Origin of the sequence: Mesorhizobium sp. M0518 (genome assembly GCF_040321125.1) — a bacterium.
Taxonomy (GTDB): Bacteria; Pseudomonadota; Alphaproteobacteria; order Rhizobiales; family Rhizobiaceae; genus Mesorhizobium.
The window spans coordinates 193717-208096 of the sequence record NZ_JAMYQY010000011.1; the positions used below are offsets into that span (position 1 = coordinate 193717).

Here is a 14380-nt window from a genome sequence, read left to right on the forward strand (position 1 = left end):
CGGTCAGCTTTCCCAGATCCGAGGGTTAATAGGCGTATTCCATGAAAACCGGCTCGATCGAGCCGCCCCAGCGTGTGTGATAGGCCGACAGCATCTCCTCGGCGCTGGTGGTGCCGCGCGCCACGACTTCGTCCAACGTGTTGAGGAAGGAGGTCTCGTCGTAGCCGTCGCGGTTCTTCTTGCCACGGTTCTTCAGCCCCATGCGGGAAATGACCATCACGTCACGCGCGATCTCGCGCAGCGTGGTGTTGCGGAACGGTGCGGAAATGCCTTGTTCCGGCACGGCGTTGCGCATCGCCAGCGTTTCTTCATACGTCCAGCTCGAGGTCAGCGCCTCGGCGGCATCGAGTGCGGCCTCATCATAAAGCAATCCGACCCAGAAGGCCGGCAGCGCGCAGATGCGCCGCCATGGCCCGCCATCGGCGCCGCGCATCTCGAGGAAGCGCTTCAGCCGCACGTCCGGGAACAGCGTTGACAGATGGTTCGCCCAGTCGCCCATTGTCGGCAGCCCGTCCGGCACTTCATTGCGCGCGGCCCCGGCCATGAACTGGCGGAAGGTGATGTGGGTCATGTCGTGATAGCGGTCGTCGCGGATGACGAAATACATCGGCACGTCGAGCGCCCATTCGACATAGTCGGCAAAGCCGAAATCGGGCGAGAAGCAGAATTCGAGCAGGCCCGAGCGCTGGTTGTCGGTGTCGCGCCAGATGTCGCCGCGCCAGCTCTGCAAGCCGTTCGGGTGGCTTTCGGTGAAAGGCGAATTGGCGAACAATGCCGTCGACAGCGGCTGCAGCTTCAATGACACCTGCATCTTGCGGCGCATGTCCGCCTCGCTCTCGAAGTCGAGATTCACCTGGATCGTGCAGGTGCGGTACATCATGTCGAGGCCCTTGGTGCCCACCTTGGGCATGTAGCGCGTCATGATCTCGTAGCGCGATTTCGGCATTTTCGGCGTCTCGGCCAGCGACCATTTCGGACTGCCGCCGAGGCCGAGGAAGCGGATGCCCATCGGCTCGGCGATCTCGCGCACCTGCGCCAGATGGGCGTTGCCCTCCCGGCAGGTCTGGTGGATCGTCTCCAGCGGTGCGCCGGAAAGTTCGAACTGGCCGCCGGGTTCCAGCGAAATCGCACCCTGACCGGTCGGTTCGACCAGGCCAATGATGCGGCCGTCATCGACGATCGGATCCCAGCCGAGCTTTGACTGCATGCCTTCGAGAATGGCGCGGATGCCGCGCTCGCCGCCATAGGGGACCGGTGCATTGCCGTCGACATAGAAGGGGAATTTCTCGTGCTCGGTGCCGATGCGCCATTTGTCGCGCGGCTTGTTGCCTTCGGCCAGATGCTCGACGAGTTCGTCGACACCTTCGATCGGGCGGAAATCGGTCGTATCGCGCGCCATTATGAACCCTCTGCACATGACCCCGAAAATCGGCTTTCGACTTTCGCTGGGGATCATATGCCCCAATGGAATGCTACAGTGTCCTTTGCACGTCCGAAAGGAGGCCGGCGCTGTAGGACGATCGGACGATCGCCGGCGCTAAATGGACGAAATGTCAGCAGACGATCAAGCGAAAAATCCTGAGCCACAGGTCAACAGGAATTGAACGTGGCAGCGCTGCCCATTCCTTGCAAGAGGCGAGGTCTTACCAGTCTCCGACTGTCGCCTGCATCACCGCGAGCGCGGCCACCGCCGCCGTGTCGGCGCGCAGGATACGCGGGCCGAGCGGAATGGCGGTGACGAAGGGCAGGGCGCGCAGCATCTTGCGCTCGTCGTCGGAAAAGCCACCCTCCGGCCCGACCAGCAGCCCAAGCTTCTTTTCCTTGACCGCCTGCAGCGCGGCCAGCGGATTGTTGGTCGAAGCATCCTCATCGCAGAAGATCAGCCGTCGCCCTGTGTCCCAGCCGATCAGCAGGCGGTCGAATTTTTCGGCTTCGTGCACCTGAGGTACCGCCAAGATGCCGCATTGTTCGGCGGCTTCGACGACATTGGCGCGCAGGCGATCGATCGACGGCTTGGCCACTTGCGTGTGCTGGGTGATGACCGGCTGCAGGACGCCGGCGCCCATCTCGACCGCCTTCTGCACGAGATAGTCGAGCCGGCCCTGCTTCAGTGGCGCAAAGCAGTAGACGAGATCGGGCAGCGGCGGCTGCGGTCGCTGCAGCGCCGACACCTTCAGTCGAACCGACCTTTTCGTCTTCGCCGCGATGGCCGCCGACCACTCGCCGCCGCGGCCATTGAACACCAGGATTTCGGCGCCTTCGCCAAGCCGCAGCACATGCAGGAGATAGTGGCTCTGCTGTTGGCCGGCGTCGAACTCTACATCCGGCGCGAGATCGTCGGGCACGAACAGACGTTGCATCTTGTAATTGGCGCGCATCGCCGAGGAATGAGCGAGCCGGCTGCCGGCGTCAAGCCTCGGCGGTCGGATGCCACACCGGCCGAAAGCCATACCCCAGCACGGCGAGCGTTGTGGCCGGTGTCAGCAGCGAGAGTGTCTTGCCGTTGAGCAGGCCGAAATCGCCGGGATGCCCATACCCGGCAAACGACCAGCGCAGCGTCTTGCCCCGACGCAAAGCATAAACCGTGGCGCCATCCGCGACCATGGCGCCGTCCGGCAGGCCGGCAAGGTCTTCAACCGCAACCACTGGCGGCCTGCCGCCCGAGGCCAGCCGCTCCTTGTGCAGCCGCCTGTCGACCATCGGCGCACGCGGTTCGGCAATGCCGAAGGCGTCGCCGAAGCGGCCGACGAAATCCCTGGCCCGTTCGCGCTGGCAAAAGAAGCAGGGGCGATGCCCGCCAGCCAATGCAGTCACCTCGTCGAGGAAGAACAGCTCGGTCCAGCCCGCTTTGCCGCCCTTCCGGTTGCGGCCCATCGGTTCGCGCCGCACATCGCGGAATTGGCGGACGCAGATGATCCAGGCCGGAAGCGCCCAGCGCTTCTTCTTGAGCGTCTTCGTCTCGGGATCGTGGATGATGCCGCGATTGCCGGTGAACAGGCCGCGATCAGGCACGGCGTGGATGGTACCGAACGGATCGACCCGGTTCTGCAGTGGCATAGTTTTCTCTCCGGACACGCATCTTGGCTGCAATGCGAGCGGCATGATATCGCTCGTCGCATCTTTTTCATGTCAGCAGGGTTTTGTGATGCGGGTGCTGGTGGTCCAGAACTACGACAATACCGGCCTCGGCCAGGTCGGCGCAGCACTTGCGGAAGCGGGTGCCGATCTCGACCTGCGTCTCCCTTACAGGGGCGATCCCCTGCCGGACGACGCGGCCGGTCATGATGCCATGGTGGTGCTCGGCGGTGGCCAGAATGCGCTGGCCGACGATGAGTACCCCTATTTCCCGGCGCTGCTCGAACTGACCCGCGATTTTGCCGACAAGGATCGCGCCGTGCTCGGCATCTGCCTCGGCAGCCAGCTCGTCGCCCGTGCCTTCGGCGGCGAAAACCGCATCGGCGGCGCCAATGAGTTCGGTTGGCGCGGCGTATCGCTGACGGCGGACGCCAAGGCCGATCCGGTGTTGGGCGCGCTGCCGGAGAAATTCCCGATCTTCCAGTGGCATGACGACACCTTCGTGCTGCCCGAGGCCGCCGTGCGGCTCGCCGGCAACGATGTCGCCGAGAACCAGGCGTTTCGCGTCGGCCGCGCCGTCTATGGCTTCCAGTTCCATTTCGAGGCCGACCGGCCGATGGTCAAGGACTGGAGCACATCCTTTGCCCCGACCATCGCCGCCCGCCATCCCGACTGGGCCGGCAAGCTCGATGGCGAAATGGCCCGCAACGGACCCGATGCGGATGCCGCGGGTCTGGCCATTGCCCGCGCCTGGGTAGCGACCATCTGAGCGTTGGTCTCTCTGCACCCTCCAGCGTGACATAATTGGCACGCGGCGGTGAAACCGCCTGGGGAAAACCGTTTCATTCTTGGCTTGTGTCCGCCCGCCATCCTAGAAGGCGCGCGCTCTGCATCTTCTGTGCAACGGCTATGAACCTTTGTGTGACCCGCGCGACACACCGTTGATACAGAACATGCCTAGAAGCGCAAAATCGTCGAAACTTTGAAGCGAATTCTCCGTTTCAACGCATTGGTAACCGCCTGGTGCACAGATGCAGAAAGCTCAACAAGAGATGACCTCCGTGAAAGCAGCGCTTCTGTCCTTTGCCATGTTGTCCGCCATCGTGCTGTGCGGTCTCGGCATCTATGCCGCCGACGCAGCCAACAACCACAACGCCGTAGACGGTTACGGCGTCACCGCCTCGCTGCGCTAAAGGCGGGAAGCGTCTTTCGCGTCTTCCGACGCGCGACGCTCAAGCTTCCTTGATCGTCATTGTCAGGATGCGTTTGTCCGCGCCGTCGACGACGAGCGCGCTCAGCATGCCTGACTGCCAGGCAAGCGTGTCGATATTGACGCGGTTGGCCATCACTTCCGCCTCCGGCACCGGGGTGTGGCCGTGCACCACGATCTTCGGATAAAGGTCGGTGTGGTTGTGGAAGACGTCGCGGATCCAGATCAGGTCCTGTGGGTTTTGCTTCTCCAGAGGATTACCCGGCCTGATGCCGGCATGACAGAAGAAGAAGTCCCCGAAAATCGCGGAGAACGGCAGTGACCGCAGGAAGTCGATGTGGCTTTGCGGCACGGCCTCGACCAGGGCCTGATGTCCTTTGCGCACGGCCGATTCAGCCTTGCCGAACCATACGCTGGTGCCTTCACTGATCGCCACGCCGTAGGACTGTGCCGTCTGGATGCCGCCGAACCGGATGAAAAGCCCTTCCGGGTCAGGGGTCTTGAGAAAGTCGAGAAAACCGATGTCGTGGTTGCCGGCCAGCATCAGGTGACGAGGGTCGCGCTCTTGCGCTTCGATCAGGAAATCGATGACGCCCTTCGAGTCCGGCCCGCGGTCGACATAGTCGCCAAGATGGATGATGCGCCAGTCGGCAGGCGCCTCCTGCTCGATCTCGGCCCTGATGCGCAGATGCATGGCGGCCAGAAGGTCGAGCCGGCCGTGGACGTCGCCGATCGCATAGAGACGCATGCCGTCCGGCCCATGCGCGTCGAGAAAATGGATGCCGGGTTCTGCCAATTTTTCGGTGCCTCCGTGGTCAGGCGGTCACGGGACCTGGCGCCGGAGCTGGTCCTTGCCCATGTCGGTGACCAGACGCTTTCCGCATAGCGCCAGCGTGATGTCCATCTCCTTGCGGATGATTTCCAACGCCTTGGTAACCCCTTCCTTGCCAAGCGCCCCCAGGCCGTAAAGAAATGGCCGCCCGATATAGGTTCCCTTGGCACCGAGGCAAAGCGCCTTCAGCACATCCTGGCCGGAGCGGATGCCGCCATCCATATGCACTTCGATCGTGTCGCCGACCGCGTCGGCAATCTCTTCCAGCACGCTGATCGACGACGACGCACCATCGAGCTGGCGCCCGCCATGGTTGGAAACGATGATCGCGTCGGCGCCGGTCTTGGCCGCCATCAGCGCGTCCTCCTTGTCGAGAATGCCCTTGAGGATCAGCTTGCCGCCCCAGCGCTCCTTGATCCAGGCGACGTCCTTCCACGACAGATGCGGGTCGAACTGCTCCGTCGTCCACGATGCCAGCGAGGCCATGTTGCCGACGCCCTTGGCGTGGCCGACAATGTTGCGGAAGGTCCGCCGCTTCGTGCCGGCCATGGCGGCGCACCAGTGCGGGCGGATGGCCATGTCGACGATGTTCGTCAGCGTCAGCTTGGGTGGCGCGGAAAGCCCGTTGCGGATGTCCTTGTGGCGCTGACCGAGAATCTGCAGGTCGAGCGTCAGCACGAGCGCCGAGCATTTCGCCGCCTTTGCCCTGTCGATCAGGTTGAGCACGAAATCCTTGTCACGCAGCACATAGAGCTGAAACCAGAACGGCTTCGTGGTTACCGAGGCGACATCCTCGATCGAGCAGATGCTCATCGTCGACAAGGTAAACGGCACGCCGAATTCCTCCGCCGCCTGAGCCGCCAGCATCTCGCCATTGGCGTGCTGCATGCCGGTCATGCCGGTTGGCGCCAATGCCACCGGCATCGACACTTTTTCGCCGATCATCGTCGACGCCAGCGAACGGTTGTCCATGTCGACGAGCACGCGCTGGCGGAACTTGATCTTCTGGAAGTCCTCTTCGTTGGCCCGATACGTGCCTTCGGTCCACGAACCGGAATCGGTATAGTCGAAGAACATCTTCGGCACGCGCCGGCGGGCGAGGTCCTTGAGGTCGGCGATGGTCAGGATCTGGCTCATGGGTTCCCGTCTCGATAGCTAGGAGCGTTTGCGTGCTGGTTCTGTATCGGTGGCGTCGACGCGCTGTTTCAACCTCAGTCGCGAGACGCGCTGCCAGTCGCCGCTGCGCTCGGCCTCCGCCATCGACCGTTCGACATAGGTGATGTGGTCCATCGCCGCTTGCCGGGCAGCATCCGGATCGCCGGCCTTCACCGCCGCATGGATCGCGCGGTGCTGCGCGAGCAGGGCGTCGCGCGCGCCGGGCACGCTGAACACCAGCAGCCGGTTCTGGAACACGCCCTCCGACAACAGCCGGTAACAGGAGCGCAGCGTGTGCAAAAGGATGATGTTGTGCGCGCATTCGCAGATCGCGTGGTGGAACTCGACATCGATCTCGGCTTCGTCGTCGAAGTCGCCGGTCCGGTGCGCATCGTCCATGCGTGCCATGATCTTGTCGAGCAGCGCCATGTCGTCCGCAGTGGCGCGCCGTGCCGCGTATTCAGCCGCGACCCCTTCGATCTCGCGGCGGTATTCCAGATAATCGGTCACTGCCTTGCGGTGCATCGAGATCAGGTCCGTCACCGGCTTGGTGAAAAGCTGGCCGATGACATCGGCGACATGCGTGCCGCCGCCGGGCCTTGTCGTCAAAAGGCCGCGTCCTTCCAGTGCCTTCAGGGCGTCACGCAGGATCGGCCGGGATACGTCGAACTGGCGTGCAAGCTCGCGCTCGCCCGGCAGCCGGTCGCCGGTGCGCAGCACGCCTTCGAGGATGAGGCTCTCGATCTGCTGCACCACCTCGTCGGCGGTGCGCGAATGCTCGATCCTGGAAAAAATGTCGCTCAACAGAATGCCTGGAAGGTGAACCGGTGTCGCAGAATAGAGCCTGCCTCGCCAACTGGTCAAATTATTTATCCAATTGACAAAAGCGTGCCGATTTTTCGCCCTGATGCCATCATCTTCGGCTAACTTTGCTGTTTGCGTCATAAGGCCGTTGGCACTAGAGGGACGCACGTGCAAGAGGGTTCAAGGAACCCAGGGAACAAGCCGTGTCAGACGACCCGTCCGATCTCGAATTCCAGCCGCGCGCCAAGGGCAGCGTCATGGGCTTTCCCGCGCATGAGGGGCGGCCCGGCGCACTCGGCGAGGTTCATGCCCGGCCGCATCCGCTGATCGAAAAGCCACGCGTCCTGATGCAACTCGCCTTCATGACGGAGGGTGGCTCCGGCGTCGACCACGCGGTGCTTTCCGAACTGTCGCGGCGCCTCGGCATCGCCGCGCCCGACCGCCAGGCCCGCCACCATGCCATGAAATGGGGCAAGGGCTCGCTGCGCTGGGAGCGGCACACCGAATTCTCGACCTATTTGTGGGAAGGGCCGCTTTCCGAAAGCGGCAGGACGCCGGAGGACTCCCCGTTCGGCAACGGGTTCTCGCCGCCGGGAACCTGCATCTCCGGCATCAGGCTCGAAATCCGCAAATGGACGCAAGCGAGCGAGCAGCTGATAGCCGGTTTCGATCCGACCAGCCTGTGCTACTCGCTGGTCGAGCGCGGAAACGCCGCCATCGTCACCGATTTTCGCCAGGATGGCGATGGCCTGACCCGCATGCTGCTGCTCGATCGCGGCTTGACCCCGGCGCGCACCGGCGCGTTGTCGCAGCGGCTTATCGATATCGAAACCTATCGGACGCTGGCCATGCTCGGCCTGCCGCTGGCGTTGACCTTGTCCGGCCGCGCCCGCCGCATCGAAGACCGGCTGGCGCAGACCACGCTGGAGATGAAGGTCGCCGGGACACGCGACAGCCAGACCTTGCTGGCCGATCTGACCGAACTTGCGGCGGAGCTGGAGGCGGACGCGGCATCGAGCCTTTACCGCTTCGGCGCCAGCCGCGCTTATGACGGCATCGTCGGCGAACGGCTGGAGGCGCTCGAGGAAGAGGCTGTGCCCGGTTATGACACATGGCGCGGGTTCCTGCAGCGCCGTGTGGCACCCGCAATGCGCACCTGCCGCTCGGTCGAGGAGCGGCAGGAAAATCTGTCGCGAAAACTGACCCGCGCCACGACGCTGCTGCGCACCTGGGTCGATGTCGAGGTCGAGAAGCAGAACCGCGACCTGCTTGCCTCGATGAACAACCGCGCCCGCCTGCAACTGCGCCTGCAGCAGACCGTCGAGGGGCTCTCGGTCGCCGCCGTCTCCTATTATGTGGTCGGCCTTGTCGGCTATGTCGCCAAGGGCGCCTCGATCTTCGGCCATGCCTTCGCGCCGGAGATCGTTACCGCTGCTTCGGTGCCTGTCGCCATCCTGCTGGTCTGGTGGGGCGTACGCCGTGTGCGCCGGATGCATTCCGAGCCCGGCAAGCCGCCCGGCGAATAGATCTGCTCACCCTCCCCTTGTGGGGAGGGTCGGCTCATGATCGCAGCGAAGCGAAGATCGTGAGACGGGGTGGTGGTCCTCGTAGAGCGCCGCGCGGACCCCCACCCCGCTCGCTTCGTTCGCGACCCTCCCCACAAGGGGAGGGTGAGAGAGCGGCAGATTGCCGCTGAGGAAGCTTGCCTCAGCCTTGAAGCGGATTCCCCGCCGCCACAGGATTTGCACCCAACGCGCTTCACTGGTAAAAGATTTTGACCAGTCAAGCGAAATGAGGCTGCTGATGTCCGGCTTGGCCATGCCGAAACCAGACGACGCCACGATGCGCCGGCGCGACGAGATCGTCGCCGACATGCGCATCATCGTGCCGGGTGAGGGCGTCGTCGACGCCGCCAATTCCATGCGCGCCTTCGAGAGCGACGGCCTGACCGCCTATCGGCAGCTGCCGCTGGTTGTCGTGCTGCCGCAAACGGTGGCGCAGGTTTCGCGCGTGCTGAAATACTGCAACGACCGCAACATCCGCGTCGTGCCGCGCGGCTCCGGCACCTCGCTGTCGGGCGGCGCGCTGCCGCTCGAGGACGCGGTGCTTTTGGTCATGAGCCGCTTCAACCGCATCCTCGGGATCGATTTCCCCAATCGCGTCGTCGTTGCCCAGCCGGGCGTCACCAATCTCGGCATCACCACCGCCGTCGAGCAGGAGGGCTTTTACTACGCCCCCGATCCATCCTCCCAGATTGCCTGCTCGATCGGCGGCAATGTCGCGGAGAATTCCGGTGGCGTGCACTGCCTGAAATACGGCCTTACCGCCAACAATGTGCTCGGCATCGAGATGGTGCTGATGAATGGCGAGGTGGTGCGGCTGGGGGGCAGTCACCTTGATGCGGAAGGCTACGACCTGCTCGGCGTCATGACCGGCTCCGAAGGGCTGCTCGGCGTCGTCACCGAGGTTACCGTACGCATCCTGAAGAAGCCGGAGACGGCACGTGCACTGCTGATCGGCTTCCCGACCAGCGAGCAGGGCGGTCAGTGCGTTGCCGACATCATCGGCGCCGGCATCATCCCGGGCGGCATGGAGATGATGGACCGGCCGGCGATCCATGCGGCGGAAGATTTCGTTCATGCCGGCTATCCCCTCGATGTCGAGGCGCTGCTGATCGTCGAGCTCGACGGCCCCGGCGTCGAGGTCGATCATCTGATCGGGCTGGTCGAGGCGATCGCCTACAAGAACGGCTCGACCACCTGCCGCATTTCGCAGTCGGAACAGGAACGGCTGAGCTTCTGGGCCGGCCGCAAGGCGGCGTTTCCGGCCGTTGGCCGCATCTCGCCCGACTACTACTGCATGGACGGCACCATCCCGCGCAAGGAGCTGCCGCGCGTGCTCGCCGGCATGCGCGAGCTGTCGGAAAAATACGGTCTCGGCGTCGCCAATGTCTTTCATGCCGGCGACGGCAATCTGCATCCGCTGATCCTCTACGATGCCAACGTACCGGGCGAACTCGACAAGGCCGAAAGCTTCGGCGCCGACATATTGCGGCTCTGCGTCAAGGTCGGCGGCGTCTTGACCGGCGAACACGGTGTGGGCGTGGAAAAACGCGACTTGATGCCGGAAATGTTCACCCAGATCGATCTCGACCAGCAGATGCGGGTCAAATGTGCCTTCGATCCCAACCATCTGCTCAACCCGGGAAAAGTGTTCCCGCAGCTGCGGCGATGCGCCGAGCTTGGGCGGATGCACATTTCCGGCGGCAAACTGCCGTTCCCAGACATTCCGAGGTTTTGAGGGATATGTCGGCGCTTGAACACCCCCCTCTGTCCTGCCGGACATCTCCCCCGCTAGGGGGGAGATTGGATGTCGTTTTGGCTTTCGCCAATCACCAAGGTTTGAAAGGCGCGGTCGTGCGAGCTGCCAATCTCCCCCCTTGCGGGGGAGATGTCCGGCAGGACAGAGGGGGGTGTGAAGAAACGCGGCCGATGTGGCCTTCCCCGCTTCGCTGGGCGAGGAACAGGGGTCGCCCATGACCACCTTCACCCCGACCACCTCATCCGAAGTCCCCTCCACCGTCGCCTGGGCAGCGGCGGAAGGCTCGCCGCTGGAAATCCTCGGCCACGGCTCCAAGCGTGGCATCGGCCGGCCGCTGCAAACCGAACACACGCTCGACCTGTCGAGGCTCACCGGCGTCACGCTCTATGAACCGGCTGAACTGGTGCTGTCGGCAAAAGCCGGCACACCGCTGGCCGAGATCGAAAAGCTGCTGGCGGAAAACGGCCAGCAGCTTGCCTTCGAGCCGATGGACTACGGCCCACTGCTCGGCGGCGAAGCTGGCAAAGGCACAATCGGCGGCGTGCTCGCCGCGAACCTCTCCGGTCCGCGCCGGCTGAAGGCGGGCGCGGCGCGCGATCATATCCTGGGCATCAATGTGGTGTCCGGGCGCGGCGAGGCCTTCAAGTCGGGCGGTCGCGTGGTCAAGAACGTCACCGGCTATGACATGTCCAAGCTGATGGCCAACAGCTGGGGCACGCTGGCCGCCTTCACCGACGTCACCTTCAAGGTGCTGCCGGCAGCCGAGACCGAAGTCACGCTCGCCATCCGTGGCTTGCTCGACGATGCCGCTGCCGCCGCCATGGCCCTGGCGCTTGGCTCGAGTGCTGAAGTGTCGAGTGCCGCCCATCTGCCGGAGCGGATCGCCGCGCGCGTCGCCGGCGGCAGTCTCGGCAGCGAGGCCGCCACGCTGCTGCGTGTCGAGGGTTTCGGCCCGTCGGTTGCCTACCGTATTGCCGCGCTGAAAACGCTGCTCGGCAAGGCCGGGCCGCTGCAGGAGATTGCCGGTGAAACCTCACGGCTGATCTGGCGCGATGTGCGCGATTGCAGGCCCTTCGCCGACAACGGCGAGAAACCGGTCTGGCGTGTCTCGATGACGCCGGGACAGTGCCACCAGATGGTCCTGACACTGCGCATGCAGGCCGCCGTCAGCGCCTTCTATGACTGGCAGGGCGGGCTGGTGTGGCTGCGCATGGAACAAGGCGACCCGGAAGCCGCCCTGCTGCGCGGGCTGTTGAGGAAACATGGCGGCGGCCATGCGACGCTGGTGCGTGCCGCACCTTCGCATCGCGCCGCTCTGCCGGTGTTCGAGCCGCAGCCGCCGGCGCTTGCCGCACTAGCGGTGCGCCTGAAACAGGAATTCGACCCGAAGAATATCCTCAATCCCGGCCGAATGGCCTAGGACATCAGCGATGCAGACCAATTTTTCGCTTGCCCAGCTTGCCGATCCGCATGTCGCGGAATCGGAAAAGATCCTGCGCAAATGCGTGCATTGCGGCTTCTGCACCGCCACCTGCCCGACCTATGTGACGCTTGGCAACGAGCTCGATTCACCGCGCGGGCGCATCTACCTGATCAAGGACATGCTGGAAAACGGCCGTCCGGCCGACAAGGAGATCGTCACCCATATCGATCGCTGCCTGTCCTGCCTTGCCTGCATGACCACCTGCCCGTCGGGCGTCAACTACATGCATCTGGTCGACCATGCCCGCGCCCATATCCAGGAGACCTACAAGCGGCCGCTGCTCGACCGCCTGACCCGCGCCATGCTGGCCTTCGTGCTGCCCTATCCCCAGCGTTTTCGCGCCGCGCTCAAGCTGGCGAAGCTGGGCAAGCCGTTTATGGGCTTGTTCGACAAGGTTCCGGCGCTGAAGCCGCTGAGTGCGATGCTCAAGCTCGCGCCGGCCTCGATCCCGACAGCATCGTCGATAGCTTCACCTGGCATCCATGCCGGGCAGGGGAGCAAAAGAGGCCGCGTCGCCATCCTCACCGGCTGCGCGCAATCGGTGCTCGATCCCGCCATCAACGACACCACGATTTCGCTGCTGACGCGGCTCGGTGTCGAGGTCGTGGTGCCACCGGGCGAGGGCTGCTGCGGGGCGCTGGTTCATCATATGGGGCGCGAGCAGGCCGCGCTTGCCTCTGCGAGGCAGAATGTCGATGCCTGGACGCGCGCCATCGAACAAGGCGGGCTCGATGCCATCGTCATCACTGCCTCCGGCTGCGGCACGACGATCAAGGACTACGGCTTCATGCTGCGGCTCGACCCGGCCTATGCCGACAAGGCGGCGCGCGTTTCGGCGCTGGCCAAGGACATTACCGAATATCTCTCGACCTTCGACCTGCCTGAACCGGCGCGCAAGCCGGGCACGGTCGTCGCCTATCACTCGGCCTGTTCGATGCAGCACGGCCAGAAGATCACCCGCCAGCCGAAGGAACTGCTCGCCAAGGCCGGCTTCATCGTGCGCGAGCCGCGCGAAGGGCATTTGTGCTGCGGTTCGGCCGGCACCTACAACATCCTGCAGTCCGAAATCTCGGCCAAACTGCGCGACCGCAAGGTGACAAACATCGAGGCGACGGGGGCTTCGATCGTCGCCACCGGCAACATCGGCTGCATCACCCAGATCGCTTCCGCCGCCAAGCTGCCGGTGGTGCACACGATAAAACTGCTCGACTGGGCCTATGGCGGACCGATGCCGGAAGGGGTCCCCGAGGAAAGGCTGGTTGCGGCTGAGTAGCGTGGCGTTGCCGCTGTCAGAGTTAACGGCAAGTCTCCCTCATCCGGCCGCTTCGCGGCCACCTTCTCCCCGAGGGGAGAAGAGGTTTGCGCCGGCGGTGACAATCTCCTCTCCCTCGGGGAGAGGTCAGCCGAGCGAAGCGGAGGCTGGGTGAGGGGGCTGGCGCCGCTCTGTGCTTACTCCGCCGCGAGCCTGTCCGCCGTGCCGTAGGTCGCCTCATAGAGCGCGCGCTGGCGGCTGAGCGCGACCATGGTGTTGCGCAGCAGGATGGCGACCGTGATCGGGCCGACGCCGCCCGGCACCGGGGTGATCCAGGAGGCGACCTCGCGGACGCTCTCGGTGTCGACGTCGCCGACGATGCGGCTTGAGCCGTCGGGGCCGATTTCGGAATTGATGCCGATGTCGATGACGGCCGCACCCGGCTTGACCATGTCGGCCTTGATCAGCCGCGGCTTGCCGACGGCGACGAACAGCGCATCGGCACGTCGCGCATGGGCGGCGACCGACCGCGTCATGTGGTGGCACACGGTCACCGTCGCGCCTTCGCTCATCAACAGGAAGGCGATCGGCTTGCCGACGATTTCCGAATGGCCGACGATGACGACTTCCAGCCCCTTGAGGTCGGGGCCGGTTTCCTTGAGCAGTTCGACCGAGGCCGCCGCCGTGCAAGGCGCGAGATCGAGCTGGTTGTAGACGATGTTGCCGATCGAGGCCGGATGCATGCCTTCGACATCCTTGAGCGGATGCACCGCCGCCTGCAGCGTCCTGATCGGGATATGCACTGGGACCGGCCGCTGAATGATGATGCCGGTGACGCGCGGATCGGCATTCAGGCCGTGAATGGCCGCTTCCAACTCGCCTGCCGTGATGGTGGCGGGAAAGCGCCGTTCCTCGAAATCGATGCCGGCGAGCTCAGCCTTGGCGCGCTGGTTGCGTACATAAACATCCACCGCATCGGTGTCGCCGACGGTGATCGAGATCAGCTTGGGCGGAAAACCCTCGGCTTTGGCGATCGCGGCGTCCTCGCGAACGGCGGCGATGATGCGCTGGGCGACCGGGCCGCCCTTGAGATAACGGCTGTCTTCGGACAGGAGCATGGGTGAACTCTTTTGTGGAACTAGCCACCGAGATAGCAAAAGAATGCGGTAAAGGGCAGCATGAAAGCGAACCGCTATGCCCGTTGCGCGACGCGTGGGTGACCTTTGCCCTCGATTTCTGCTCAAAAAC

13 protein-coding genes are annotated in these 14380 nt (G+C 64.2%); 6 read left to right on the plus strand and 7 right to left on the minus strand.

What is annotated here, in order from left to right; translation table 11 throughout:
* Positions 1 to 25: 25 nt before the first annotated feature.
* From NKI66_RS18120 to NKI66_RS18130, 3 genes are all read right to left on the minus strand, one after another.
* Positions 26 to 1399, minus strand: a complete 1374-nt coding sequence (locus NKI66_RS18120) for a glutamate--cysteine ligase (RefSeq protein WP_023809035.1) — start codon at positions 1397 to 1399, stop codon at positions 26 to 28.
* A 244-nt stretch (positions 1400 to 1643) separates the two neighbouring features.
* Positions 1644 to 2378, minus strand: a complete 735-nt coding sequence (locus NKI66_RS18125) for a 16S rRNA (uracil(1498)-N(3))-methyltransferase (protein WP_023809034.1) — start codon at positions 2376 to 2378, stop codon at positions 1644 to 1646.
* Between the two features lie 31 nt (positions 2379 to 2409).
* Entirely contained in the window at positions 2410 to 3057 is a 648-nt protein-coding gene (locus NKI66_RS18130) for a hypothetical protein (protein ID WP_023809033.1), read from the minus strand.
* A gap of 88 nt (positions 3058 to 3145) precedes the next feature.
* On the opposite strand from NKI66_RS18130, the gene NKI66_RS18135 reads away from it, so the two are divergent.
* On the plus strand, positions 3146 to 3844 hold the full coding sequence (locus tag NKI66_RS18135; RefSeq protein WP_127292765.1) for a type 1 glutamine amidotransferase: 699 nt from the start codon (positions 3146 to 3148) through the stop codon (positions 3842 to 3844).
* 292 nt (positions 3845 to 4136) lie between these two features.
* Positions 4137 to 4268: a hypothetical protein gene (locus NKI66_RS18140; RefSeq protein WP_013893872.1), complete on the plus strand. Its 132-nt coding sequence runs from the start codon at positions 4137 to 4139 to the stop codon at positions 4266 to 4268.
* 39 nt (positions 4269 to 4307) lie between these two features.
* On the opposite strand, the gene NKI66_RS18145 is transcribed toward NKI66_RS18140, so the two are convergent.
* The 3 genes from NKI66_RS18145 to NKI66_RS18155 are packed head-to-tail and all read right to left on the minus strand — an operon-like array spanning position 4308 to position 7076.
* Complete coding sequence (locus NKI66_RS18145) at positions 4308 to 5081, minus strand: metallophosphoesterase family protein (RefSeq protein WP_023809031.1); 774 nt, start codon at positions 5079 to 5081, stop codon at positions 4308 to 4310.
* 27 nt (positions 5082 to 5108) lie between these two features.
* On the minus strand, positions 5109 to 6254 hold the full coding sequence (locus NKI66_RS18150; RefSeq protein WP_352752466.1) for an alpha-hydroxy acid oxidase: 1146 nt from the start codon (positions 6252 to 6254) through the stop codon (positions 5109 to 5111).
* 18 nt (positions 6255 to 6272) lie between these two features.
* Positions 6273 to 7076, minus strand: coding sequence for a FadR/GntR family transcriptional regulator (locus NKI66_RS18155; protein ID WP_023809029.1), 804 nt, complete (start codon positions 7074 to 7076; stop codon positions 6273 to 6275).
* Between the two features lie 203 nt (positions 7077 to 7279).
* On the opposite strand from NKI66_RS18155, the gene NKI66_RS18160 reads away from it, so the two are divergent.
* From NKI66_RS18160 to glcF, 4 genes are all read left to right on the plus strand, one after another.
* Positions 7280 to 8602, plus strand: coding sequence for a DUF3422 family protein (locus tag NKI66_RS18160; RefSeq protein ID WP_023809028.1), 1323 nt, complete (start codon positions 7280 to 7282; stop codon positions 8600 to 8602).
* A gap of 277 nt (positions 8603 to 8879) precedes the next feature.
* On the plus strand, positions 8880 to 10376 hold the full coding sequence (locus tag NKI66_RS18165) for an FAD-linked oxidase C-terminal domain-containing protein (protein WP_023809027.1): 1497 nt from the start codon (positions 8880 to 8882) through the stop codon (positions 10374 to 10376).
* Between the two features lie 235 nt (positions 10377 to 10611).
* The gene (locus NKI66_RS18170; RefSeq protein ID WP_023809026.1) at positions 10612 to 11817 is read left to right on the plus strand and encodes an FAD-binding protein; all 1206 of its coding nucleotides are present in this window, start codon (positions 10612 to 10614) and stop codon (positions 11815 to 11817) included.
* A gap of 10 nt (positions 11818 to 11827) precedes the next feature.
* Entirely contained in the window at positions 11828 to 13153 is a 1326-nt protein-coding gene (gene glcF, locus NKI66_RS18175) for a glycolate oxidase subunit GlcF (RefSeq protein ID WP_023809025.1), read from the plus strand.
* 176 nt (positions 13154 to 13329) lie between these two features.
* Here the strand turns inward: glcF and NKI66_RS18180 are convergent, their stop codons facing one another.
* The gene (locus NKI66_RS18180) at positions 13330 to 14250 is read right to left on the minus strand and encodes a bifunctional 5,10-methylenetetrahydrofolate dehydrogenase/5,10-methenyltetrahydrofolate cyclohydrolase (RefSeq protein ID WP_023809024.1); all 921 of its coding nucleotides are present in this window, start codon (positions 14248 to 14250) and stop codon (positions 13330 to 13332) included.
* Between the last annotated feature and the right edge of the window lie 130 nt (positions 14251 to 14380).